Consider the following 23,549-nt stretch of genomic DNA (forward strand, 5'->3'; position numbering starts at 1 on the left):
TGGTGACGGGTACGTCCACGTCTGTTTCGGGTCTGGCGGACGGTGACCACACGTTCGCGGTGTCGGCTGTGGACAACGCGGGCAACGAGTCGGCTGCGTCGGCTCCGGTCACGGTGAAGGTCGCGACCGGCCCCGGCCCCGACACCACCGCCCCGTCCGTTCCGGAGAACGTCAAGGGCACCGGGTCCGACGACGGCTCCGTGGCGCTGTCCTGGGGCGCCTCCACCGACAACGACGGCGGCTCGGGCGTCAAGGGCTACTACGTGACCGTGGACGGCAAGAAGGGCGCCGACCTCGTCACCGGCACCTCGACCAAGGTCTCCGGCCTGGCCGAGGGCGACCACACGTTCGCGGTGTCGGCCGTCGACAACGCGGGCAACGAGTCCGCCGCGTCCGCCCCGGCCACGGTGAACGTGCCCGGCAAGCCGACCGGCGGCGGCGCCTCGTTCGCGCTGTCCGGGTCGTCGACCATCAAGGGCCTGAACGGCAAGGTCGCGCTGAACGGCGCGGTCAACGCCACGGTCGACGGCGGCGGCAAGGTCTCCGCGGACCTGACGCTGAACCCGACCACCGGCACCTTCTCGCTGTTCGGGTTCATCCCGGCGACCGCCGACATCGCCTTCGCCCCGCAGGGCAAGACGACCGGCACCCTGTCGGGCTCCACCCTCAGCACCGACACCAAGACCGTCGTCAAGATCCCCTCGATCAAGGTGTTCGGGATGGACCTCGGCGTCGGCAGCACCTGCCAGACCGGCGCCCCGGCCGACATCCCGCTGAAGTCCACCAACTTCAGCGTGGCCGGCGGCGGGACGCTCACCGGCACCTACACCCTGCCCGGCCTGACCGGCTGCGGCGTCCTCACCCCGCTGGTCAGCGCGCTGGCCGCCGGCCCGGGGAACACGATCGACCTGAAGGCCGCGCCGAAGAAGTGATCCTCCGGCAGTGACCGAACGGTCCTGATTCCGGCCCCCGCCGCTCTTCCAGGGACGGCGGCGGGGGCCACCCCCGCACCCCTCGCATCCCCTCGCAGGACGAGCACCAGGAGAGACAGCAGTGAGAGCCACGAGGAGAAGGGCCGGGCGGACGGCCGGGAACGCGGCCGTGGCGTGCGCCGTCGCGCTCGCGTCCGGTGCCGCCGCCCTCGCCGGGACCGCGGCGCCCGCCGCGGCCGAGCCGGTGTCGCTGACCCTGGGCTACCACTGCGTGTTCCCGCTCATCGGCCCGGAGCCGGTCAGCGTCAAGATCAGCACCGATGTCCCGAAGACGGTGGTCAGCGGGCAGCAGGTCCCGGGATTCACCGTGGACTCCGTGTCCACCGTCGGGGCCGGGTCGACCCGCGGCCTGGCCGCCGTCGGGACCGCGAGGCTCGACGGCACCGCGCTGGCCAAGGCGTCGATCACGGTGCCCGACGTGCCGTCCGGGCTGGCCGTGCCCGTCACCTCGAAGCTCGACACCACCGCCGTCCCCGCCGAGGGCGCCTTCGACGTCCACGCGCGCGGCACCACCGTCCCGCTGACGTTCCGCAAGACCGGCAAGGGGACGATCAGGGTCGGGGACCTCGTGCTCACGCTGGCGCCGTCGATCGGCGACGGCGGCCCGTCCGGGCTCGGCACGTTCGAGTCCGAATGCACGCAGGACCCCGGGCAGGACGACGTGCTCGCGACCTTCGACGTCGTCGACTCCACGCCCGCCTCCACCCACCACGACTACACGGTGCGGGGGACGGCGGCCGTCAAGGCGGGTGCCGGGACCGTCCCGCTCAACGGCTCCCTCAGCGCCGACATCGACCCGGGCACCGGGAACGTCACCGGCGCCCTCGACCTCGCCCCCGCCACGGCCGCCCTCAAAGCCTGGGGGTTCCTGCCGGTCACGGCGGACGTCGCGTTCGGGTCGCCCGGCACGACCACCGGCCGGCTGGCCGGCGGCGCGCTGACCGCCGACGCCGCGCTGGACGTGCGGGTGACGTCGTTCGCGGTGTTCGGGCTCCCGGTCGGCGGCGGCGACCAGTGCCGGACGGCCGCGCCCGCCGACGTCCCGCTGGACTCCGGCGGCCCCTTCGACCCGGCCCTGGGCGGACGGCTCGCGAGCACCGGTTTCACGCTTCCCCCGCTCCAGGACTGCGGCGCGCTGACCCCGCTGCTCGGCTCGCTCACCGCAGGCCCCGGCAACACCGCCGACCTGACCCTCACGCCGAAGGAGCAGGGCTGATGCAGGTTCGTATGCACCCCGCTCGCCGCATGCACTGTGTATGGCGCATGCGCCGTGTACGTCTCGTCGCCGCGCTCGCCGCGGTGGTGGCGCTGACGGCGGGCACCGCGGGAACCGCCGAGGCGGCGCCCGACCACGCGACCGCCACCGCGTCCGGCCCCGCCCAGTCCGGCCTCGCGCCGTCCGACGATGCCTTCTACACGCCGCCGGACCCGCTGCCTTCCGGCGCGCCCGGCGACGTCATCCGGTCCCGGCCGTCGAAGGCCGGACCGCCCGCCGCCCGCAGGCTGGCCGACGCCTGGCAGGTCATGTACCTGTCCACGGACGCGCTCGGCAGGCCGGACGCCGTCACCGGGACGATCCTGGTCCCGAAGAACGCGGACCGGGCGAAGGCGCCGATCATCGGCTGGGGGCCCGGCACCAGCGGCCCGGCGTTCCAGTGCGCGCCGTCCAGGTTCATCGACGAGGGCGCCTTCTACGAGCAGTCCGCGCTGAACGAGATGCTCCAGGCCGGATACGCGGTCGCCGTCCCGGACTACGAGGGCTACCACGCCGACCCGAAGACCACCTACGTCGTGGGGAAGTCGATGGGGCCCGCGCTCATGGACGCCGTCCGCGCCGCGCAGCGGCTGCCCGACGCGGGCCTGTCGAAGGACGCCAAGGTCGTCTTCCGCGGCTACTCGCAGGGCGGCGGCGCCGCCATGTGGGCGGGGCAGCTCCAGCCGGCGTACGCGCCGGAGCTGAACCTCGTCGGCGTGGTCGGCGGCGGCGTCCCCGCCAACCTCGCGCTGGTGGCGCTCGGCCTGGAGGGCAAGAAGCCGTTCGGGTTCCTGCTCGACGCGCTGATCGGCCTCGGCAACGCCTATCCGGAACTGAATCTGGACTCCTATCTCAACGACGCCGGAAAGGCGGCCGTCGCCGGAATGCAGCAGCACGACTGCACCCTCGAACTGCTGCTGGACTATCCGGGCAAGAAGGTCGCCGACTACTTCACGACGAACCCGCTGGGCACGAAACCGTGGGCGGACCGCGTCACCGAGAACCGGCTCGGCGGGACGCCCATCAAGGTGCCCGTCCTGCAATACCACTCCGACGCGGACGAGATCGTCGCGTTCAATCAGGCGAACACGCTGCGCCAGCAGTACTGCACCGAGGGCGTTCCCCTCACCTGGAAGGTCTGGAACGGCCTGAGCCACATCACGCTCGTCTACCGCGGAAACGCGGACGCCATGGCGTTCATCGCGGACCGGCTCGCCGGGAAGCCCGCGGCCTCGAACTGCCCCACCACCCCGAGTTCCTGAAGGAGAGTTCGATGATTCGGCGATTGATCATCGGCACCGTGCTCGCGTCCGTGACGGCCGCGGCCGCCGCCGGCTGCGGCGGCGGCGGAGACAAGGCCAAGCCGGAGGTCGCCTGGGCCGGGAAGGTCTGCGACGGCGTCACCGCGAGCGGTGCCGGCCTGTCCTTCCCCCAGATCGACCCGAAGGACGGCGCGAAGTCCGCCAAGGCCCTCGCCGGCTTCCTCACCGCCATGGAGAAGCGGCTCCAGGCCATGGAGACCCGGCTCCAGGGCGCGGGAGCGCCGCCCGTCGGCAACGGCCAGGCGGCCCTGAACACGGCGCTGGCCAACCTGCGCGGCACCGAGTCGGCGGTGCGGACCGCCTCCACCGGCCTCGCCAAGGCCAAGGTGACCGACGCGAAGTCCTTCAGGGCGGCGGTCACCGAGGCGGGGCAGGCGATGCGGAAGGTGCAGACCTACCAGGGCCCCACCAAGGACCTGCGCGCCGACCCCGCCCTGGCCAAGGCGTTCGACCAGGCCGGCTCCTGTAAGACGCACCAGCTGTGAACGCCGAGGTCAGGAGCGCCGCCATGGCGCGCCGCGCGATCGCCGGCCTCGTCCTCGCGGCCCTCGCCGCCGCGCCGCTGGCCGGATGCGGCGGCGACGGCGGGGGCGGCGGGGGCGCCACGGCCGCCGCCGCGCCGACCGCGACCGGTTCGGCCGGCACGACGAAGGCGGAGCCGCGCCGGAAGGCGACGCGGGCGGCGGTCGCCTGGGCGGGACGGGTGTGCCGCGCGATGCCGCCGGGCATCACCGACTCCCCGCTGCCCAAGATCAAGGCACAGGACGTCGCCGCGTCCGAGCGCGCCATCGCCGCCTACATGACCGGGATGGCGAAGCGCCTCGACACCGTGCGCACCCGGCTCCAGCAGGCCGGATCGCCGCCGGTGGCGGACGGGCGGACCGTGCTGGACGCGACGCTCCGGGACCTCGAGACCACCGGGCGGCAGCTGCGGGACGCGGCGTCCGGGCTGCGCACCGGCCGGGTCGGCACGCCCGCGTTCCGGACGGCGCAGGCGAACGCGGGCGCGGCGATGCGCCGGCTCGGCGGCTACCGGCCGCCGACGAGGGCGCTGCGCGCGTCCCCCGCGATCGGCGACGCCTTCACCCGCGCCGCCCCCTGCGCGAAGCCCGGCGTATGAGGGCGGGCGGGCGCGGGGTCACCTCGCGCCGGCGGCCTTCATGCAGGCGAGGAGGGCGCCCTGCATGCGGGTGTCGCCGGGCCCGGGAGTGGGCTGCCAGCGGCTCACGTCGTCGGGGACCTTGACGCCGTGCGCGCGCATGCACGCGACGAAGTCGCTGACGACCTTGGTCGGCGCGGAGGAGACCTGCGGGGCGCCGGGGGACGCGGCGGAGCCGCCGGCGCCGCCGGTGCCGCCGCCCCCGCCGGAACCGCCGCTGGACGGGGCGCCGGAGGGCGCGCCGGGCGCGCCGCCGGACGGGGCCGCGGAGCCGCCCGCCGCCGGGGCGGACGAGGAGGACGCGGTGCCGCCGTCGTCACCGCCGCCGCCGCAGGCGGTGAGGGAGAGCGCCGGCGCGAGCAGCAGGACTGCGAGATGACGTCGGTTCACTTCGGTTCCTTCCCGCGGGGTGGGCCTTGACGATAGCCGGTCCCGCGCCGTTCGCGCGCCCCCTCCCGGCGGCGGCGGAACGTGTTATCCGGTGCCAGATAAATGTTCATGATCATCGAGAACATGTCAGTTCGGGATAGAAAAGCGCGGGCCCGGGATTTTCGTCTCCCCGGTTCTTGCGAATCGAATTTACCCGCCAGTAGTTTTCCTGCACCATGCGAACGCGAAAGGAGGCCCGGCCGTGGCGGCACCGGTCATCGAATTCCCGCTGGGCGCGCTGCGCCAGGCGGGGCGGCTGTTCGCGCTCGGCGCCACCGTGCTCGGCATGTCGTTCCGCCGGCCGTTCCAGTTCCGCGAGTTCGTCGAGCAGTTCTGGTTCATCGCCAGCGTCACGATCCTGCCGACCGCGCTCGTGTCGATCCCGTTCGGGGCGGTGACCTCGCTGCAGGTCGGCTCGCTCACCCAGCAGTTCGGCGCGCAGTCGTTCACCGGCGCCGCCAGCGTGCTGGTGGTGATCCAGCAGGCCAGCCCGATGATCGTGGCGCTGCTGGTGTCCGGGGTGGCGGGCTCCACGATCTGCGCGGACATCGGCGCCCGGACGATCCGCGAGGAGCTGGACGCGATGGAGGTGCTCGGCGTCTCGCCCGTCCAGCGGCTCGTGGTGCCGCGCGTGCTGGCGTGCGTCGCGGTCGCGCTGCTGCTGAACGGCCTGGTCTCGGTCGTCGGCGTCGCGGGCGGCTACTACTTCAACGTCATGATGCAGGGCGGCACGCCCGGCGCGTACGTCGCGAGCTTCTCCGCCCTGGCGCAGCTCCCCGACATCTACGTGGGGGAGGCGAAGGCGCTGCTGTTCGGGTTCGTCGCGGGCGTGGTCGCCGCGTACCGGGGCCTGAACCCGAAGGGCGGGCCGAAGGGCGTCGGCGACGTCGTCAACCAGTCCGTCGTCATCACCTTCCTGCTGCTGTTCCTGATGAACCTCGTGATCACCGGGATCTACCTGCAGGTCGTCCCGCCGAAGGGAGGCTGACATGAGCCTGCTCCCGCTGGGAGGACGACCCCTCGGACTCCCCGGCAAGCGCCTTCTGACGGTGGTGAGGGGCGGACCGGACCGGTGGTTCGCGTGGCTGGACCAGCCCGGCGACCAGGGCACCTTCTACGTGCGGGCGCTGCTGTGGACGCCGCGCGCCCTGCACCGCTACCGCAGGGAGGTGCAGCGGCTGCTGTCGGAGGTCGCGTTCGGCAGCGGCGGCCTCGGCGTGATCGGCGGGACGATCGGCGTGATGGTCGCGATGACCCTCGCGACCGGCGTCGTCGTCGGGATGCAGGGCTACTCGGCGCTCCAGCAGATCGGGACGTCGGCGTTCACCGGGTTCGCGTCCGCCTACATCAACACGCGCGAGATCGCGCCGGTCGTGTCGGGGCTCGCGCTGTCGGCGACGGTCGGCGCCGGGTTCACCGCGCAGCTCGGCGCGATGCGGATCAGCGACGAGGTGGACGCCCTGGAGGTGATGGGCATCCCGAGCCTGCCGTACCTGGTGACGACCCGGATCATCGCGGGCGCGGTCGCGATCGTCCCGCTGTACGCGGTCGGGCTGCTGTGCGCGTACCTCGCGTCCCGCGAGGTCACGGTGAAGGTGAACGGGCAGTCGGCGGGCACCTACGACCACTACTTCGGGCTGTTCCTGTCGCCGACGGACGTGGTGCTGTCGTTCCTCAAGGTGCTGGTGTTCAGCGTCCTGGTGATCCTGTCGCACTGCTACTACGGCTACCGCGCGGCCGGCGGCCCCGCCGGTGTGGGCAGGGCCGTCGGCCGCGCGGTCCGCACGTCGATCGTGCTGATCAGCGTGAGCGACTTCTTCTTCAGCCTCGCGGTCTGGGGCACCAACACGACGGTCAAGGTGGCCGGATGAACGCCCGGCGCGAGGCCCGGAGGGGCGGGTGGGCGGGGCGCGGACCGGTCGCCCGGCGGCGGCTCGCGGGGGTGGCGTTCCTGCTGGTGCCGGCGCTGCTGGTCTGGCTGTCGATCGCGTTCTACGACAAGGCGTTCACCGAGGTCGACTGGGTGACGCTGAAGACGGCGAGCGCCGGCAGCGAGATGCACCCGCACGCGGACGTGAAGCTGCGCGGCGTCGTCGTCGGCGAGGTGCGGACGGTGTCGTCCGACGGCGGGGTCGCGACGCTGAAGCTGGCGATCCAGCCGGACAAGGTGAGGCTGCTGCCGAGCAACGTCACGGCGCAGCTGCTGCCGACGACGCTGTTCGGGCAGCGGTTCGTCGCGCTGATCCCGCCCGCGGACCCGAGCCCGGCGCGGCTGACGGCGGGCAGCACCATCAGCCAGGACCGCTCGTCCAACGCGATCGAGCTGCAGCGGGTGATGGACGACCTGTACCCGCTGCTCACCGCCGTCCAGCCGGCGCAGCTGTCGGCGACGCTGACGGCGGTGTCGCAGGCGCTGAGCGGGCGCGGCGAGCAGCTCGGCGACACCCTCGTGGAGCTGGACGCCTACCTGAAGAAGATCAACCCGAGCCTGCCCGCGCTGAACCGGGACATCCGGGAGCTGGTCGCGGTCAGCAACGACTACAGCGAGGCGGCGCCCGACATCCTCCAGGCGCTCAACGACTTCGGCTACACGACCCGTTCGATCGTCCGGCAGAAGGACGACCTGAGCCGGCTGTACGCGGCCGTCACCGGAGCCTCGCAGGACATGTCGGACTTCCTGCACGAGAACTCGGCGAACTTCATCGCGCTCGCCGCCGACAGCCGCGCCTCGCTTCAGGTGCTCCAGAAGTACGCGCCCGAGATGCCCTGCACGCTGCGGATGCTGAACGACTTCATCCCGCTGATGGACAAGGTCCTCGGCAAGGGGACGGACCGGCCGGGCCTGCACGTCGACGTGACGACCGTCCGGAACAAGGGCCGGTACGTCCCCGGCAAGGACACGCCCCGCTACACCGACAAGAGCGGACCGCACTGCTACCCGGCCGGCGGCCCCGCCACCGTGAGGTCGGCGCCCCCGAACGCGGCCACCCCGGTCGCGGTCGCGCCCGGAGCGCTCGGCCTGCCGAACTCCCCGGAGGAGAACCGCCTCGTCAACGAGCTGCTGGCGCCCGGCCTCCAGGAGGTCCCCGAGGACCTGCCCGACTGGAGCAGCGTGCTCCTCGGGCCCGTCTACCGCGGCACGGAGGTGCGGATCCGATGAACCGGAGGGGGCTGCTCGGCCCGCTGTGGAAGTCGCTCGCGTTCGTCGTCGTGACGGTCGTCGCGACCGGGATGCTGGCGCTCACCATCGCGCAGACCGGCGGCGGCGGATCGGTGACGTACCGGGCGCGGTTCACCGACGCGTCCGGGCTGCGCGACGGCGACAGCGTGCGGATCGCCGGCGTCCAGGTCGGGCGGGTCGGCGGGATCCGGGTCGTCGGGCGCCGGCAGGCGCTCGTCACCTTCAAGGTCGACCGCGGCCGCGCGCTGCCCGCCTCGTCCACCGCGACGATCAAGTACCTGAACCTGATCGGCCAGCGGTACCTCGAGATCGGCCGGGGGACGGGCGGTGCGGGCGCGCTGCGGCCGGGCGCGACGATCCCCGTCGACCGGACGGCCCCGGCGCTGAACCTGACGCAGCTGTTCAACGGGTTCCAGCCGCTGTTCCAGGCGCTGTCGCCGAAGGACGTCAACCAGCTCGCCGGGTCGATCGTCCAGGTGCTCCAGGGCGAGGGCGGGACCGTCGAGGACCTGCTGTCCACGGTCGGCTCGCTGACGAGCGGCATCGCCGGCAAGGACCGGGTCATCGGGCAGGTCATCGACAACCTCAACGCCGTCCTCGACACCATCAACGCGCGGGGCGACAGCCTGTCGAGCCTCATCTCGACGCTGCGGCGGCTCGTGTCCGGCCTCGCCGGAGACCGGACGTCCATCGGCGAGGCGGTCAGCGCGCTCGACGACCTCGCCGGCGCCACCACCGGCCTCCTCCAGGAGGGCCGCGAACCGCTCAAGCAGGACATCGCGCAGCTCGGGCGGCTGTCCACCAACCTCAACGACGACTCCCCGACCGTCGACAGGTTCCTGCGGACGCTGCCGGTGAAGATGGCGGCGATCGGCCGGATCGGCTCGTACGGGTCGTGGATGAACTTCTACATGTGCGAGGCGTCCGTGACCGGGGTGACCTACGAGCAGTACCCGGGCGAGAGCCACCCGGCGCCGACGGGCGTGCGGTCCGGAGCGGCGAGGTGCGGGTCGTGAGGCGGCCGCGGCTGAAGCCGGTCCGGGAGCGTAACCCGGTCCTCGTCGCGATCGTGTCGATCACGCTGCTCGTCGCCGCCGGGCTCGCGGCGTTCAACGCCAGGGACCTGCCGCTGATCGGCGGCGGCACCACCTACCGCGCCGACTTCAGCGAGGCGGCCGGGCTGCGCCCCGGCAACGAGGTCCGCGTCGCCGGCGTCAAGGTCGGCGAGGTCACCGGGGTCCGGCTGGACGGCGCGAAGGTCGCCGTCGCGTTCCGGGTGAAGCGCACCTGGGTCGGCGACGCCAGCACCGTCGCGATCGCGATCAAGACGCTGCTCGGCGACAAGTACCTCGCCGTCGACCCGCTCGGCCCCCGCCGGCAGGACCCCGGCCGGACGATCCCGCTGACCCGGACGACGTCCCCCTACGACGTGACGCAGGCGTTCCAGGACCTCGCCACCACGACCGGGCAGCTCGACTCGCGGAAGCTCGCGGAGAGCCTCGACGCGATCTCCGGCGCGTTCGCGCACACCGCGCCGAGCGTCCGGCAGGCCCTCGACGGGGTGTCCGCGCTGTCGAGGACGATCTCCTCCCGGGACTCGCAGCTGTCCCGGCTGCTGGCGAACACCCGGCAGATCACCGGGACGGTGTCCGGGCAGACCGAGGACGTCCAGGCGCTGCTGCGGGACGGGAACCTGCTGCTCGGCGAGATCGGCCGGCGCCGCCAGGCGATCCACGGGCTGCTCGTCGGCACGCAGTCGCTGTCGCAGCAGATCAGCGGGCTCGTCGACGACAACCAGAAGCAGCTCGACCCGACGCTGCGCGCGCTCGGCAGGGTCACCGACCTGCTTCAGAAGAACCAGGACAACCTGGACCGGGCGCTGAAGACGGCGGGCCCCTACACGCGGCTGCTCGGCAACACGATGGGCAACGGCCGCTGGCTCGACGGGTACCTCTGCGGGCTCGTCCCCAAGGACTACGCGCCGAAGACGACACCGGAGAAGGGCTGCATGCCGCCCGCGAAGGGCGGGCACTGATGCTGCGCAAACTCGCCGGCCCGGCCTCGCTGGTCGCCGCGGGCCTCGCCGTGATCGCCGCCGCCGCCGTCGCGTTCCTCGTCCTGCGCCCCCCGCCCGGAACCCGGATCACCGTCTACCTCCACGACGCCGTCGGCGTCTACAAGGGCTCCGACGTGCGGGTCCTCGGCGTGAAGGTCGGCACGGTGAACTCCGTCCGGGCCGAGGGAACCCAGGTCAAAGCCGAGATGACGGTCGACCACGGGATCGACGTGCCGGCGGGCGCGAACGTCGTCGCGATCGCGCCGAGCCTGGTCGCCGACCGGTACGTCCAGCTGACGCCCGCCTACACCGGCGGCCCGAAGATGGCGACCGGCGCGGTGATCCCCGTCGCGCGGACCGCGACGCCCGTCGAGCTCGACCAGATCTACGCCAGCATCACCCGGCTGTCCAAGGAGCTGGGGCCGGACGGCGTGAACAAGGACGGCGCCCTGTCGCGCGTCCTCGGCACCGGCGCCGAGAACCTCCAGGGCAACGGCCAGGACATCCGCACCACCACCGAGCGGATGGCGCAGGCCGCGAGGACCCTGTCCGGCTCGCAGAAGGACCTGTTCTCCACGATCTCGAACCTGTCGACGTTCACCTCGATGCTGAAGACGAACGACGGGCAGGTCCGGGAGGCCGAGCGGCGGCTCGCCGACGTGACCGGGTTCCTCGCCGACGACCGGCAGGAGCTGGACGCGGCGCTCAGGGCGCTCGCCGCCGCGCTCGCCAAGGTGAAGGTGTTCGTCCACGACAACCGCGAGCAGATCCGCACCGATGTGGAGAAGCTGTCGAAGATCACGCAGCTGCTGGCGGACCAGCGCCGGTCCCTCGCCGAGGCGCTGGACGACCTGCCGCTCGCCGTCACCAACGTCCTCGGCGCCTACGACCCGGCGACGCGGACGCTGATGGGCCGCGGCGACCTCAACGAGATGAGCCCGCCGCTGCCGGCGACCGGACGCGCGGTGCCGACCGGACGCCCGGTGCCGGCCGGCAACGCGGGGAAGGGGGCGCCATGAGCCGCGCGAAGACCCGGCGGGCCCGGAACGCGGCCCTCGCCGCCGCGCTCGCCGCGACGCTCGCCACAGGGACGCTCGGCGGCTGCGGCCCGGCCGGGTTCGGCGGCGGCGTGCAGGACCTGCCGCTGCCCGGCGGCGCCGACCTCGGCGACCACCCGTACACGGTGAAGGCGGAGTTCGCGAACGTGCTGAACCTCGTCCCGCAGTCCGCGGTGAAGGTCAACGACGTCGCGGTCGGCCGGGTGGAGAAGGTGGCGCTGCCCGCCGGCGGCTGGACCGCCGAGGTCACCATGAAGATCAACGGCGATGTCCGGCTGCCCGCCGGAGCGTACGCGCGGCTGGAGCAGTCGAGCCTGCTGGGCGAGAAGTTCGTCCAGCTCAGCGCCGCACCCGAGCGCACCGGACTCCCGGAGGGCGCCGCCGCGCCGGGCGGTGCCGCGCCGGGCGGGCCCGCGCCGTCCGCGAGCACGGGAACGCTCGCGGACGGTGCGGTGATCCCGCTGTCGCGCACCAACCGGAACCCGGAGGTCGAGGAGGTGTTCGGCGCGCTGTCGATGCTGCTCAACGGCGGCGGGATCGCGCAGCTGCGCACCATCACCACCGAGATGAACAAGGCGCTGGGCGGCAACGAGCCGCGGATCCGGTCGCTGCTGGAGCAGGCGCGGAAGCTCGTCGGCGACCTCGACGCCAACAGGCAGGGCATCACCGACGCCCTCGACGGCGTCAACCGCCTGTCGGCGACCCTGCGCGCGCGCCAGGGGCAGATAGGCGTCGCGCTCGACGACATCGAGCCCGGACTGAAGGTGCTGGAGGAGCAGCGCGGCGCGCTCGTCCGGATGCTGAACTCGCTGAACGAGCTGTCGGGGGTGGCCGTCACGACCGTCGAGCGGAGCAAGGCCGACCTCGTCGCCGACCTGAAGGCGCTCGAACCGACGCTGCGCAGGCTGTCGGACGCCGGGCACGACCTGCCGAACGCGCTGCAGGTCATGCTCACCTACCCGTTCACCGACGCCGTCCTGCCCGCGGTGAAGGGCGACTACCTGAACGTGTACCTCCAGGTCGCCGCGCGGCCGGGGACCCAGATCGTCCCGCCGGTGACGCCGCTGCCGACCAGCGGCGACGGAAGGCCCGCGGGCGGCCCGACGGGACAGGGAGGCTGACCGGGATGCTGACCGCCGGCACCAGGATCAAGAACATCGTCTTCCTCGTCGTCGGGGCGCTCGCGATCTGCTACGTCGGCCTGAACTACGCCGACCTCGGCGGATACGTCGGGCTGAAGGACTACTACGTCGTCAAGGCCGACCTGCCCGAGGCGGGCGGGCTGGCGGAGAACGCCGACGTCACCTACCGGGGCACCTCGGTCGGCCGCGTCGGCGGCCTCGACCTCACCGGCGACGGCGTCATCGCCGACCTGCGCATCCGCAGGTCCGCGCCGAGGGTGCCGCGCGACACCCAGGCCGTCGTGGCGAACCGGTCCGCGATCGGCGAGCAGTACATCGACCTGCGCCCCCGCACGAACGCCGGGCCCTACCTCGCCGCCGGGTCGGTCATCCCGCGCTCCTCCGCCACCGTGCCGGCGCCCGTCACCGACCTGCTGACCAGCGTGAACGACCTCGCCGCGTCCGTCCCGACCGGCTCGCTGCGGACGGTCGTCGCCGAACTCGGCCGGGCCTTCGCCGGGGAGGGCCCCGACCTCCAGGTGCTGCTGGACAGCAGCCACAGCCTCACCGAGGCCGCCGACCGGAACATCGAACCGACGCGCTCCCTCATCGGCGACGGCCAGACCGTCCTGCGCACGCAGGACGAGGAGTCCGGCGCGCTCAAGGCGTTCGGCCGCGACGCCCGGCTGCTGGCGGCGCAGCTGCGCGCCTCCGACCCCGCGTTCCGCCGGCTCGTGTCCACCGCGCCCGGTGCCGCGGGCGAGTTCCAGGGCCTCGTCCGCGACCTCGACCCGTCGATGAGCGTCCTCGTCGCGAACCTCCTGACCACGTCCCGCGTCCTCCAGCCCCGGACGGACGGCCTCGAACAGCTCCTCGCCAAGCTCCCCGCCGCCGTCTCGATGGGGCTGACCGTCGCGCGCGACGGACGCCTGAACCTCGGGATGGTCAACACCTTCTTCGACCCGCCGCCCTGCACGTCCGGATACGGCGGGACGGAGTACCGCAACGGGCTCGACACGTCCCCCGGCCCCGCCCTCAACACCGCGGCCCGCTGCACGGCGCCCGCGTCCAGCGGGATCAACGTGCGCGGGTCGGCCAACGCCCCGCACCCGCCCGTCCCGCCCGCTGCGCGGCCCGGCTCGGTCCTCGGCGGCGGGACGGCGTCGGCGTCCGCGTCGGCGTCGGCGAACGCCGCGCTGCCGGGGGCGCTCGCGCTGCCCGGCGTGGCGCCCGGCCCGGCCGGGATGAGCGCCCTGCTCGGCCTGAACGGAGGGCACTGATGACCACGACCGTGAAGGCCGAACCCCGCCCCCGGTCCGGGGTTCGCGCGAAACGCCGCCCCCTGCTCGCCGGATGGGGCCTCATCGGCTGGGCCGCGATCCTCGCCGCCGCCGCTTTCCTCGGCTGGACTGCCTTCACCCTCTTCCCGGCGGGCGGCGGCCGCGCGACCGGCCCCGAACGCGAACGCGACCTCGTCCTGCGCAGCACCGGCCGCGAGATCGCCGCGCTCAACACCATGGACCGCTCCGACCCGTCCGCCGGGCTCAGGGCCTGGCTCGACGCGACCACCGGGCCCCTGCACGACCAGCTCCAGCGCGACGAACCGGCGAACCGCGCGAAGATCGGCGCGTCCGGGACCAGCGCGTCCGCGACCGTCACCGGCGCCGCCGTCACCTCCCTCGACACCGCCGCCGGCAAGGCCCAGGTCATCGCGTCCGTGCAGGTCACCCTCACCCCGCAGCGCGGCGCCCCCACCCTGCAGCGCAAGCGCTTCGAAGCCGGCGCGGTCCGCACCGCGGCCGGCTGGAAGCTCGAATCGCTCACCGCGATCCCGGCCGGTGCCCGGTGAGCCGCCTCCTCGGCCTCGCCAGGCCGTTCGGGATCGCGCTCGGGCTCGTGCTGATCGCGCTGCTGCTGCACCCGGTCGCCGGACGGCTCCGCGACGGAAGCGCGGGCGCGGGCGACGCCCCGCACGACCGGGCCGTCCTCGACGGCGTCGCCACCACCGACGTCACCGGCGACGTGTCCACCGCGCTCAGCCGCGTCTTCAGCTACACGCCGGCCGACGTGGACGCCGCGCGCCGCGCCGCGGCCGACGTGCTCGCCGGGCCCGCCGCCGCGCAGTACACGAAGATCTTCGGCCAGGTGGCGCGGCAGGCGCCTTCCCAGCGCGTCACGCTCACCACCCGCGTCATCCGCGCCGGCGTGATCTCCCTGGTCGGCGACACCGCGCGGCTGCTGGTCCTCCTCGACCAGACCGCGACCCGCGCCGGGCGGCCCGACGGCACCCCCGCCGCCGCCCAGCTCACCGTCACCGCGCACCGCGACGACGGCCACTGGCGCATCACCGAACTGAAGTCCGCGTGACCGGGAGGCCCGCCATGCCGGAATCGGACGCCCCGCAGACGCTGGACACCGTGCGGCGGACGGCCGCGTGCTGCGCCGTCCTCGCCGCCCTCTTCGCCGCCTGGGCCGGCTGGAACTGGTACACCGCCGCCCACGACGGCGCCTACGCCTACTCCCGCACCCGCGACGACGTCCTGCAGAGCGCGGAGCAGGGCGTCCAGAACCTCAACACCCTCGACTACCGCGCCGTCGACGCCGGGCTGAGGACCTGGCTCGACTCCACCACCGGCGACCTCCACCAGCAGATCGCCCAGGACCGCGCCGGCTTCACCGACCGGGTCCGGACGGCCCGCACCGTCACCACCGCCAGGATCCTCGGCGCGGCCGTGTCCGAACTGGACGAGCGGTCCGGCAAGGCGAGCGTGCTCGTCGCCGTCGAGACCACCGTCACCCCGCCGGGCGGCGCCCCCGTCACCAAGCAGAACCGGCTCGAAGGCCGCCTCGCCCGCACCGGCGGCGGCTGGAAGCTCAGCGACCTCGGCCAGGCCCCGACGGGCACGACGTGAGAGGACGGCCCGCCATGGCCGCGCACACCACCCGCATCCTCGGCGGCGCCCGCCGGAGGTCCGCCGCCGCCTCGCCCGCCGTCCTCGGGCTGCTCGCCGTGCTGCTCGCCGCGTCCGGCGTCTGGATGCACCGGCAGGCCCGCGACGTCCGCGCCGACCCGGCCGTCCGGAACACCGCCCTCACCGACAGCGCCGCCACCAGCGAGGTGAAGGGCGCCGTCGCCGACATGGTCGGCCGGCTGTTCTCCTACACCTACACCGACCCCGGCCGCACCGACACCGCCGCGCGCACCTGCCTCACCGGCGCGGCCGTCCGCCAGTACGGGGCGCTGATGACGCGCGTCCGCGCCGACGCGCCGCAGCAGAAGACCGTCCTCAGCACGAAGGTGACCGACAGCGCCGTCACCGATCTCCGCGACGGCCGCGCCCGCCTCCTCGTCTACGCCGACCAGCAGACGACCCGCACCAGCGACGGCAAGAGCACCACGTCCCCCGCCATGCTCGCCGTCACCGCCGTGCACCATTCCCGCCAATGGCGGATCACGAATATTGACACGTTCCAGTAGCGTGCGCCTCTGCGCCGACCGGCCGGGACGCAGTGGAAACGGCCTGTCCGCCCCGCGTCCGGGCGACGATTTCACTGTCTTTCAGGAATTGCGAAACGGCACCGTCATCCGGCCCGCGCTTTTGTCAGTCGACTCCACGAAAGCGCGCCGAACGGTTTATTCCAGCGACAATCGGAATCGGGTCCGATCCGCGATCCTGGGAGCGCCGCCGACCGGCGGGCCTGGGACAGGGGGATCGACGCGTGGTGCGAACGGGATTGGACGTGCGGCCCTTCGAGGCCGTCCCGGCGGGGGTGGCGGCACGGCTGCGGCCCCAGGTGGGCCGGGCGGCGGACGGGGTCCTGAACGAGCTGCGGCGCGGCGACCCGCCGCTCGGCGACGAGGAGGCCGGGCGGGCGCGGGCCGGGATCGTCGCGGGGATCCGGCACTTCTGCGACCTGGTCGAGGACCCCGGCGCCGGATGGGAGCGGGTGGCGGCGTTCTACCTGCGCGCCGGCCGGCACCTGGCCCGCGAGGGACGCGACCCGGTGGAGGTGCAGCAGGCGCTGCGCCGGTCCGCGCTCGCGGCGTGGCGGACGCTCGCGGCCGTGCCCGGCGGCCTCGACCTCGACCTCGGCGCGCTCAGCCTCGTCGTGGACGCCCAGTTCTGCTACATGGACGCGGTGGCGGAGGTGATCGCCGCCGGGTACGCGGCGGAGACGGCGGCGCGCGCGGACGGGGGCGCCCGCGCCGAGCTGCGGGCCGCCGAGCGGCGGCGCCGCGCCCGGCTGCTGCACCTGCTGCTCGCCGACCCGCCCGCGGACGGGGCGCGGGTCGCGGCGCTGGCCGGGGAGGCCCGCTGGCCGCTGCCCGCGACGGTGGCGGTCGCGGTGGCGCGGCAGCGCCGCGAGAACGGCGTCCGGACGCCGCCGGCCCCGGCCGCCGACGGGCTGCTGTGCGACTTCGGGGCGCCGGAGCCCTGCCTGATCGTCCCGGACCCCGACGGGCCCGGCCGCCCCCGGCTGCCGGACGCGCTGCTCCGCGACTGGGCGGTCGCGGTCGGTCCGGCGGTGCCGCTCGCGCGGGCGCGGGACTCGCTGCGCTGGGCCCGCGAGACCCTGTCGCTCGCGGCGCGCGGGGTGATCCCGGACGGCGGGCTGATCCGCAGCGCCGAGCACGTCCCCGCGCTGGTGATCGCGCGGGCGGGCGAGCTGATCGACGACGCCGCCGCGACCCGGCTGGCGCCGCTCAGCGCCGTCCCGCCGGCGCGCAGGGAGAGGCTCGCGGAGACGCTGCTGGCCCTCCTGGAGCACAACTTCAACGCGGCGGACGCGAGCCGCCGGCTGCGCGTCCACCCGCAGACCGTGCGGTACCGGCTGCGGCACCTGCAGGACCTCTTCGGGGACGACCTGCGGGACCCGAGGCGCTGCCTGGAGATGGAGTTGATCCTGCACGCCCGTCTCGTGAACCGCGGCGCCGCGCGCTGACGGACCGTTTTTTGTCAGTTCGGTGACAAGAAGACCGCCGAATCGTTGCGCCGCGTGCATGGTGCGCGACGGAGAGCGGCGCCATAGTCGGGGACCCCATGCCCGGCGGTCCCCCCAGCGAGGTGATGCTCCCATGTCCGGTGACGCCTACGACTTCGACGTGATCGTCGTCGGTTCCGGCTTCGGCGGCAGCGTGTCGGCGCTGCGGCTGGCGGAGAAGGGGTACCGGGTCGCCGTGCTGGAGGCGGGGCGCCGCTTCGACGAGAAGACGCTCCCGAAGACGTCGTGGCGGCTGCGCAAGTACGTGTGGGCGCCGCGCCTCGGCATGCGCGGCATCCAGCGCATCCACCTCGTCGGCGGGAAGGCGGGCGTCCTGGTCCTCGCGGGCGCGGGCGTCGGCGGCGGCTCGCTGGTGTACGCCAACACCCTGTACGTGCCGCCGGAGCCGTTCTTCAAGGACCGGCAGTGGGGCCACATCACCGACTGGCAGGACGAGCTGGAGCCGTTCTACCGGCAGGCGCAGAAGATGCTCGGCGTCACCGTCAACCCGCTCGTCACCCCGGCGGACGAGGCGATGAAGCGCGTCGCCGACCGCATGGGGGTGGGGGAGACCTACCATCCGACGCCCGTCGGCGTGTACTTCGGCGACAAGCCCGGCGAGGACCACGACGACCCGTTCTTCGGCGGCGCCGGCCCCCGCCGGACGACCTGCACCGCGTGCGGCTCCTGCATGATCGGATGCCGGGTCGGCGCGAAGAACATGCTGACGAAGAACTACCTGTACCTGGCCGAGCAGGCCGGCGTGAAGGTGCTGGCCGACACGACGGTGACGGCGGTGACGCCCCGGGACGGCGGCGGCTACAGGGTCGACATCGAGCGCACCTCGCCGCTGCTGAAGCGGCGCCGGACGCTGACCGCCGAGCACGTCGTGTTCGCCGCCGGCACCTACGGCACGCAGCGGCTCCTGCACCGGATGCGCGCCGCCGGCCGCCTCCCGCACCTGTCGCCCCGGCTCGGCGAGCTGACCCGCACCAACTCCGAGGCGCTCCTCGGCGTCGAGCGGATGACGGTGTGGCACCGCAGGAAGGACGTCGACCACAGCACCGGCCTCGCCATCACCTCCTCGTTCCACCCGGACGACAAGACCCACATCGAGCCGACCCGCTACGGCGCCGGCAACAACCTGATGGGGTTCATCCGGACGCTGCTGGTCGACGGCGGCGGCGCGCCGCGCTGGCTGAAGTTCCTCGGGCAGGCCGCCCGGCACCCGACGGTCATCCTGCGCGGCCTGTCGCTGAAGGACTGGGCGAAGCGCACCGTCATCGCGCTCGTCATGCAGACCGCCGACAACTCCATCACGGTCACCGAGAAGCGCGGCCTGCTGGGGCGCCGCCGCCTGTCCGCCGGGCTCGGCGAGGGCGAGCCGAACCCGACGTGGATCCCGGTCGCGCACAAGGCCGTCCGGATGCTCGCCGAGGAGCTCGACGCCACCCCCGGCGGGACCTGGTTCGACCTGTTCAACATCCCGACCACCGCGCACTTCATCGGCGGCTGCGTCATCGGCGAGACGCCCGAGACCGGCGTCATCGACCCCTACCACCGCGTCCACGGCCACCCCGGCCTGCACATCGTGGACGGCTCGGCGGTCACCGCGAACCTCGGCGTCAACCCGTCGCTCACCATCACGGCGCAGGCGGAGCGGGCGATGGCGTTCTGGCCGAACCGCGGCGAGAAGGACCCCCGTCCCGAGCCGGGCGCCCCCTACCGCCGCGTCGAGCGCGTCGCGCCCCGCTCCCCGTCCGTCCCGGAAGGCGCCCCAGCCGCGCTCCTCCCCCTCGTCTGACCACGGCGGGCACGGGGCCGTTTCGCGGCGCGGCGGGACGAAGGTCCCTACGGGTGCGGGCGGAACCCGGGAACCCTGGAACCACGACCACGGTCGGAGGGGGTTCTCATGGTGACGCACAGCATCCCCGCACCCGCAGTCCCCGTGCCCGTTCCGGTCCGGGTCCCCGCGGCCGAGGACTTCTGGACCGATCCGCGCCCGGACGCCGCGGGCCTGCGGGTCTCCGACGTCATGACGCCCCGTCCCGACCACGGACGCACGTGGCAGCCCGCCCGCGCCTTCCTCGAGACGGTCGCGCTGACGACGCGGCAGTCCGCCTTCCCCGTCACCGACATCGACGAGCGTCCGGTCGGGACCGTCACGCGGGACCAGATCGCCGCCTCGCCCGCCGCCGGAGACCTCGTCGCGGTGGTGGTCGCCGGCGGCCGGCCGGCGGGCATCGTCACCACCGACGACGTCTGGAACTTGTTCCGATGCAAGACGAAGCCGTAGCGGGCGAGGCCGTCTCGCGCTGGGGGTGGGAGGTCATCGAGCCCATCGCCTGCCCCCTCCTGGAGTCCGACGAGTTCCGCGACGCGCTCGCACACGCCGGGCTCACTGCCCAGGCGGTCCTGGAACGGCTCAGGCACGAGGCCGCCGACCTGGCCTTCCTCCACGAGCAGGTCGTGCTGCGCCAGCGCCGCGTGCGTCTCGCGCCCCGCGGCGCCGCGACCACGAGACGTCCGTGGCTCCAGCCTGCCGGGAGCCGGCCCGCGACCCCGCGGTTCCTCGCGGCGTTCGCGCTGAGCGCCGCCCTCCTCCTGGTCCTGGCGGGCTGGGTGCCGGCGGTCGTGGCGGCCGCCGCCTGGCTCGCGCTCCTGCTCCTCACCACGACCACCACCAGGCCCCTCCCCTTCGCCCTGGACGCGGCCGACTCCGACCGCGTCAGGGAACGGGTCGTGCTGCCCCATCTCCGCCGGCTGGTCAACGAGGCCGTGAACACGCCCGATCGCGAGCAGGGCTTCCACGTGCGGTCCGCCACCGGCCCGACCGCGCCGTCCGGCGGCCAGGACATGGCGGCGACCGGAGCGACCAGCGAGTTCCGGAGCCTCGCCGGGACGATGACCTCCGGAAGCATCGGGATCTCCGGACCGCCGGGAACGGGGAAGTCGGCGCTGCTGCAGAGCCTCTGCGGCCCCGAACGCGCCACATCGGACGGCGAGGCGCCCGCACCCGAGCGCGGTCTGATCGTGTCCGCGCCGATGGGGTACGAGGTCCACGACTTCGTCCGGCACCTGTTCAAGGAGCTGTGCCGGACGGTCCTCGACCACCCCGTCTGGCGGGAGCCCTCCACCCGGCGGTGGTGGGCGCCGCTCGCGGGGTGGGGCGAGACCTCCGTCGCGCTCGCTCCGCTGGGTGCGGGGAGCGGCGGCGCAGTGACGCGGGTGCGGCAGCAGATGCAGGAACTGTCGCGGCTCCGTCGCGAGGCGCGGCGGTACCTGCGCCGGTTGGAGTACACCTCGGCCCGCACCACGGGGTACAGCGGGGGCCTCGGGCTGGGGTCGTCGCTGCGGCTCGGACGGTCCCGCGACCACCAGTTGACGGAGAACGGGCTCGCGCTGCCGGAGCTGATCGAGGTCTACCGGGAGTTCGCCGCCGAGGTCGGGCGCCTGCGGCAGTCCCGCCTGGGACAGCCCGGCGGTGGCACCCTGATCATCGGTATCGACGAGGTCGACCGCATCCACGATCCGGAGGCCGCGGAGCGGTTCGTGAACGGCGTCAAGGCGGTGTTCGGCTCCCCCTACTGCCTGTACGTCGTCGCCGTTCCGCAGCCGGGCCCGGACGGGCGCGGCGCGGACCTCGCGTCCGCGTTCGACGAGTCGATGCGGATGCGGCGCCTGACCTTCGCCGACGCCCACGAACTGCTGGCCGCCCGGCTGACCGGCATCTCCCGCCCGTTCTCGGCGCTGTGCACCGTGATGTCCGCCGGGAACCCCCGCGACCTGCTGCGGTACGCGCGGCTTCTGATCGAGGAAGGCCGCGACGGGGCGACCACGCTGGAGGGGCTCTCCGCCCGGCTGGTGGTCAGGGAGGTCGCCGAGGTGAAGGAGGAGGCGCGGCGGGTCGCGACGGCCGCGCCGGCGATCCGGCTGCTGCTCGACGAGAACTGGCCGGGCACGAGGCCGGAGGAGATCCTCGCGGCCTGCCGCCGGCTGCCGGGCGACGGCCGGGACCCGCTGGTCCGCGACCGGCTCCTGACCCCGCTGTACTTCCTCGCGACCGTCGCGGCGGCGTTCGGCCCGGACCGCGCGGCCACGCTGGCGGAGCTGAGACGCGGCGCGGCGGACGGGCCCCCGCCGCTGGCCCTCCTCGTCGAGGCCAGGGAGCACCTGGACACCCCCCGCGCCCTCGCCCACGAGATGGTCTCCCGGTTCCGGGCGGCGCGCGGCCTGGGCACCGTCGACCTCGACGGTCACGACCGGCCCGCCGGGAGCGGGCACGAGGCCGAGCCGAACGGGCGGGCGCGCACACGATCGACGCGGCCGAACGGCCGTACCGAGCGAATGGGGAGGCGATGAGCCGTCAGAGTCCGGCCGCGGAACCCCGTCGCGGTGCGGACGCGCGGGTGGCGGGACGAGTCGATCGGCTCCTCAGGTGCCGGATGTTCCCGGACGCCTGGTCGCGGGGGCTGCGGACGGGAACGGCCGCGCCGGTCCCGGGGGGATCGGCGCGGCCGTGAGGGACGCGGGGGTGCGGGTCAGCCGCTCAGGGCGGTGGTGGTGACGGGCTTGCCGAGGACGCTGCCCTGCGCCCATTTCGTGAACGGGAGCTGCCAGTAGCCCCAGCCGTTCGTCCACTGGAGCTGGCGCTTGGTGCCCGTGATCGTGACCAGGTCGCCGCGGTAGGACCAGTTGTAGAACCACTGGGCGTCGCCCGCGGGGGAGCGGACGCAGCCGTGGCTGCAGTTGCGGTTCCCCAGGCAGGTCGGGTCGTCCATGTTCTGGTGGATGTACTCGCCGCTGTTGGAGATGCGGGTCGCGAAGGGGACCTGCTCGTCGTACCAGCCGGGGTCGCCCTTCTTCTTGCCCGGCGGGCGCATCCGCTCCAGGCGGCTGTGGTCCATGGTGAGGTGGACGCCGCTGGTGGTGAGCAGGTGGTCGACGCCGTCGGACTGGACGTCGCCGCCCGCGCCGAGGCTGACGCCCCAGGTGCGGACCGTCCGGCCGTTCTTCTTCACGACGAGCTTGTCGGTCCTGGCGTTGACCTGGACGGTGTGGGAGTCGCCGATCTTGAACTTGCGGGTCACGTCCTTGGCGCCGAACACGTTGTCGCCGATCTTCACCCCGGCGTAGTGGACGGTGACCGACACCCGCTGGTGCGGCGCCCACGGGTGCTTGGGCCGGAACACCAGGGACGGCAGCCCGTTGAACGACTCGCCCGGTGCCAGCCACCGCCACGCGCCCTCGGTCGGCGTGGTCGAGGAGATCTCGATGCTCTTCTCGACGGCGGCGCGCGCCTTGACCGGAACGGCCTTGTTGAACTGGATGAAGACCGGCATCCCGGTGCCGACCGTCTCGTTCGGGCTCGGCACCACGTTGTTGATCGTGGTCGCGGCGGTGGCCCTGCTCGCGCGGAACGCGCTGGTGGCCGTCGTCGCCTTGCCCTTGGGAGAGGTCGCGGTCGCCGACACCTGGTAGCTGCCGCCCGGCTGCAGCGTCCAGGTCGAATGCCACTGGGTCTTGTCGGCCGACAGCCGGCCGGGCACCTCGGCGCCCTTCAGCTTCACCGACACCTGGCCCAGCGTGCCGCCCGACGACGTCACGGTCACGCCCTCGTCCGGGCGCGCCTTGCCGGCGCCGTTCGCGGGGGTGATCGTCACCTTGGGGGCGCCGTCCTCACCGCCCGCCGCCGTCGTCCCGCCCTCGCCGCCGCTGCCACCGCACGCCGTCGCCAGTCCCAGGACCACAGCGACCACCGCAAAGGACTTCCCTCGCACCGTTCTCCCTCATCCAGCCCACCCGAACCCGGCGGGGCGCGGACCCCGCAACGAGATCGCTGACGAACGGCCCTGTCTTCCCGGCCCGCACCAGGGGGGACGGCCGGTTTTCACGCCCGATCACATGTGACGTCCATCGTGCCCCGAAGGTTCGCCCCGTGGGGGGCGTTCTTCGCATCTTTCGCCCCTGGCGCACCATCCGTTCCGGGGGCC

Annotated in this window: 22 protein-coding genes and 1 pseudogene; 21 read left to right on the forward strand and 2 right to left on the reverse strand. The window is 73.7% G+C overall.

The genetic code is table 11. The annotated features are described in order from the left end of the window. The 5 genes and pseudogenes from J4557_RS14980 to J4557_RS15000 form a co-directional block, all read left to right on the forward strand. Positions 1-932, forward strand: a pseudogene (locus J4557_RS14980) (fibronectin type III domain-containing protein); the annotation flags it as partial. 121 nt (positions 933-1,053) lie between these two features. Continuing rightward, positions 1,054-2,208 (forward strand): DUF6801 domain-containing protein, encoded by a 1,155-nt coding sequence (locus J4557_RS14985; RefSeq protein ID WP_208267142.1) that lies wholly within the window; start codon positions 1,054-1,056, stop codon positions 2,206-2,208. Positions 2,209-2,255: 47 nt separating this feature from the next. After that, positions 2,256-3,509 carry a lipase family protein gene (locus tag J4557_RS14990; RefSeq protein ID WP_243775812.1) on the forward strand — a complete coding sequence of 418 codons (1,254 nt, stop codon included), beginning with the start codon at positions 2,256-2,258 and terminating at the stop codon, positions 3,507-3,509. An 11-nt stretch (positions 3,510-3,520) separates the two neighbouring features. After that, entirely contained in the window at positions 3,521-4,054 is a 534-nt protein-coding gene (locus tag J4557_RS14995) for a hypothetical protein (RefSeq protein ID WP_208267143.1), read from the forward strand. Between the two features lie 23 nt (positions 4,055-4,077). Then, positions 4,078-4,689: a hypothetical protein gene (locus J4557_RS15000; protein WP_208267144.1), complete on the forward strand. Its 612-nt coding sequence runs from the start codon at positions 4,078-4,080 to the stop codon at positions 4,687-4,689. An 18-nt stretch (positions 4,690-4,707) separates the two neighbouring features. On the opposite strand, the gene J4557_RS15005 is transcribed toward J4557_RS15000, so the two are convergent. Next, positions 4,708-5,118, reverse strand: coding sequence for a hypothetical protein (locus J4557_RS15005; protein WP_208267145.1), 411 nt, complete (start codon positions 5,116-5,118; stop codon positions 4,708-4,710). Positions 5,119-5,359: 241 nt separating this feature from the next. Here J4557_RS15005 and J4557_RS15010 point away from each other — a divergent pair, with 241 nt between their 5' ends. The 16 genes from J4557_RS15010 (at position 5,360) to J4557_RS15085 (ending at position 21,918) form a co-directional block, all read left to right on the forward strand. Then, on the forward strand, positions 5,360-6,145 hold the full coding sequence (locus J4557_RS15010; protein ID WP_425544062.1) for an MlaE family ABC transporter permease: 786 nt from the start codon (positions 5,360-5,362) through the stop codon (positions 6,143-6,145). Position 6,146: 1 nt separating this feature from the next. Next, a complete protein-coding gene (locus J4557_RS15015) occupies positions 6,147-7,028 on the forward strand; it encodes an MlaE family ABC transporter permease (protein WP_208267146.1) in 882 nt (293 codons plus the stop codon). After that, positions 7,025-8,317, forward strand: a complete 1,293-nt coding sequence (locus J4557_RS15020; RefSeq protein ID WP_208267147.1) for an MCE family protein — start codon at positions 7,025-7,027, stop codon at positions 8,315-8,317. Before J4557_RS15015 ends, J4557_RS15020 begins: the two co-directional genes overlap by 4 nt. Further along, a complete protein-coding gene (locus tag J4557_RS15025; protein ID WP_208267148.1) occupies positions 8,314-9,354 on the forward strand; it encodes an MCE family protein in 1,041 nt (346 codons plus the stop codon). The genes J4557_RS15020 and J4557_RS15025 overlap by 4 nt, the downstream gene beginning before the upstream one ends. Then, positions 9,351-10,373 carry an MCE family protein gene (locus J4557_RS15030; RefSeq protein ID WP_307799811.1) on the forward strand — a complete coding sequence of 341 codons (1,023 nt, stop codon included), beginning with the start codon at positions 9,351-9,353 and terminating at the stop codon, positions 10,371-10,373. Before J4557_RS15025 ends, J4557_RS15030 begins: the two co-directional genes overlap by 4 nt. After that, positions 10,373-11,413, forward strand: a complete 1,041-nt coding sequence (locus J4557_RS15035; RefSeq protein WP_208267149.1) for an MCE family protein — start codon at positions 10,373-10,375, stop codon at positions 11,411-11,413. Before J4557_RS15030 ends, J4557_RS15035 begins: the two co-directional genes overlap by 1 nt. Continuing rightward, positions 11,410-12,573 (forward strand): MlaD family protein, encoded by a 1,164-nt coding sequence (locus J4557_RS15040; protein ID WP_208267150.1) that lies wholly within the window; start codon positions 11,410-11,412, stop codon positions 12,571-12,573. Before J4557_RS15035 ends, J4557_RS15040 begins: the two co-directional genes overlap by 4 nt. A 5-nt stretch (positions 12,574-12,578) precedes the next feature. Beyond that, on the forward strand, positions 12,579-13,853 hold the full coding sequence (locus J4557_RS15045) for an MCE family protein (RefSeq protein ID WP_208267151.1): 1,275 nt from the start codon (positions 12,579-12,581) through the stop codon (positions 13,851-13,853). Continuing rightward, positions 13,853-14,422 carry a hypothetical protein gene (locus J4557_RS15050; RefSeq protein WP_208267152.1) on the forward strand — a complete coding sequence of 190 codons (570 nt, stop codon included), beginning with the start codon at positions 13,853-13,855 and terminating at the stop codon, positions 14,420-14,422. The genes J4557_RS15045 and J4557_RS15050 overlap by 1 nt, the downstream gene beginning before the upstream one ends. Beyond that, positions 14,419-14,940, forward strand: a complete 522-nt coding sequence (locus J4557_RS15055; RefSeq protein WP_208267153.1) for a hypothetical protein — start codon at positions 14,419-14,421, stop codon at positions 14,938-14,940. Before J4557_RS15050 ends, J4557_RS15055 begins: the two co-directional genes overlap by 4 nt. A 14-nt stretch (positions 14,941-14,954) precedes the next feature. Then, the gene (locus J4557_RS15060) at positions 14,955-15,485 is read left to right on the forward strand and encodes an Rv1363c family protein (protein WP_243775813.1); all 531 of its coding nucleotides are present in this window, start codon (positions 14,955-14,957) and stop codon (positions 15,483-15,485) included. A 14-nt stretch (positions 15,486-15,499) separates the two neighbouring features. Beyond that, positions 15,500-16,051, forward strand: coding sequence for a hypothetical protein (locus J4557_RS15065; protein WP_208267154.1), 552 nt, complete (start codon positions 15,500-15,502; stop codon positions 16,049-16,051). A gap of 242 nt (positions 16,052-16,293) precedes the next feature. Continuing rightward, the gene (locus tag J4557_RS15070; protein WP_208267155.1) at positions 16,294-17,517 is read left to right on the forward strand and encodes a PucR-like N-terminal domain-containing protein; all 1,224 of its coding nucleotides are present in this window, start codon (positions 16,294-16,296) and stop codon (positions 17,515-17,517) included. Positions 17,518-17,650: 133 nt separating this feature from the next. After that, the gene (locus J4557_RS15075; protein ID WP_208267156.1) at positions 17,651-19,360 is read left to right on the forward strand and encodes an FAD-dependent oxidoreductase; all 1,710 of its coding nucleotides are present in this window, start codon (positions 17,651-17,653) and stop codon (positions 19,358-19,360) included. A gap of 108 nt (positions 19,361-19,468) precedes the next feature. After that, positions 19,469-19,852, forward strand: coding sequence for a CBS domain-containing protein (locus J4557_RS15080; RefSeq protein WP_208267157.1), 384 nt, complete (start codon positions 19,469-19,471; stop codon positions 19,850-19,852). Then, on the forward strand, positions 19,834-21,918 hold the full coding sequence (locus J4557_RS15085) for a hypothetical protein (RefSeq protein ID WP_208267158.1): 2,085 nt from the start codon (positions 19,834-19,836) through the stop codon (positions 21,916-21,918). Before J4557_RS15080 ends, J4557_RS15085 begins: the two co-directional genes overlap by 19 nt. A gap of 179 nt (positions 21,919-22,097) precedes the next feature. On the opposite strand, the gene J4557_RS15090 is transcribed toward J4557_RS15085, so the two are convergent. Further along, a complete protein-coding gene (locus J4557_RS15090) occupies positions 22,098-23,315 on the reverse strand; it encodes a L,D-transpeptidase (protein ID WP_208267159.1) in 1,218 nt (405 codons plus the stop codon). Positions 23,316-23,549: the final 234 nt, after the last annotated feature.

The organism is Actinomadura nitritigenes (assembly GCF_017573545.1).
In the GTDB taxonomy this organism is placed as follows: domain Bacteria; phylum Actinomycetota; class Actinomycetes; order Streptosporangiales; family Streptosporangiaceae; genus Spirillospora; species Spirillospora nitritigenes.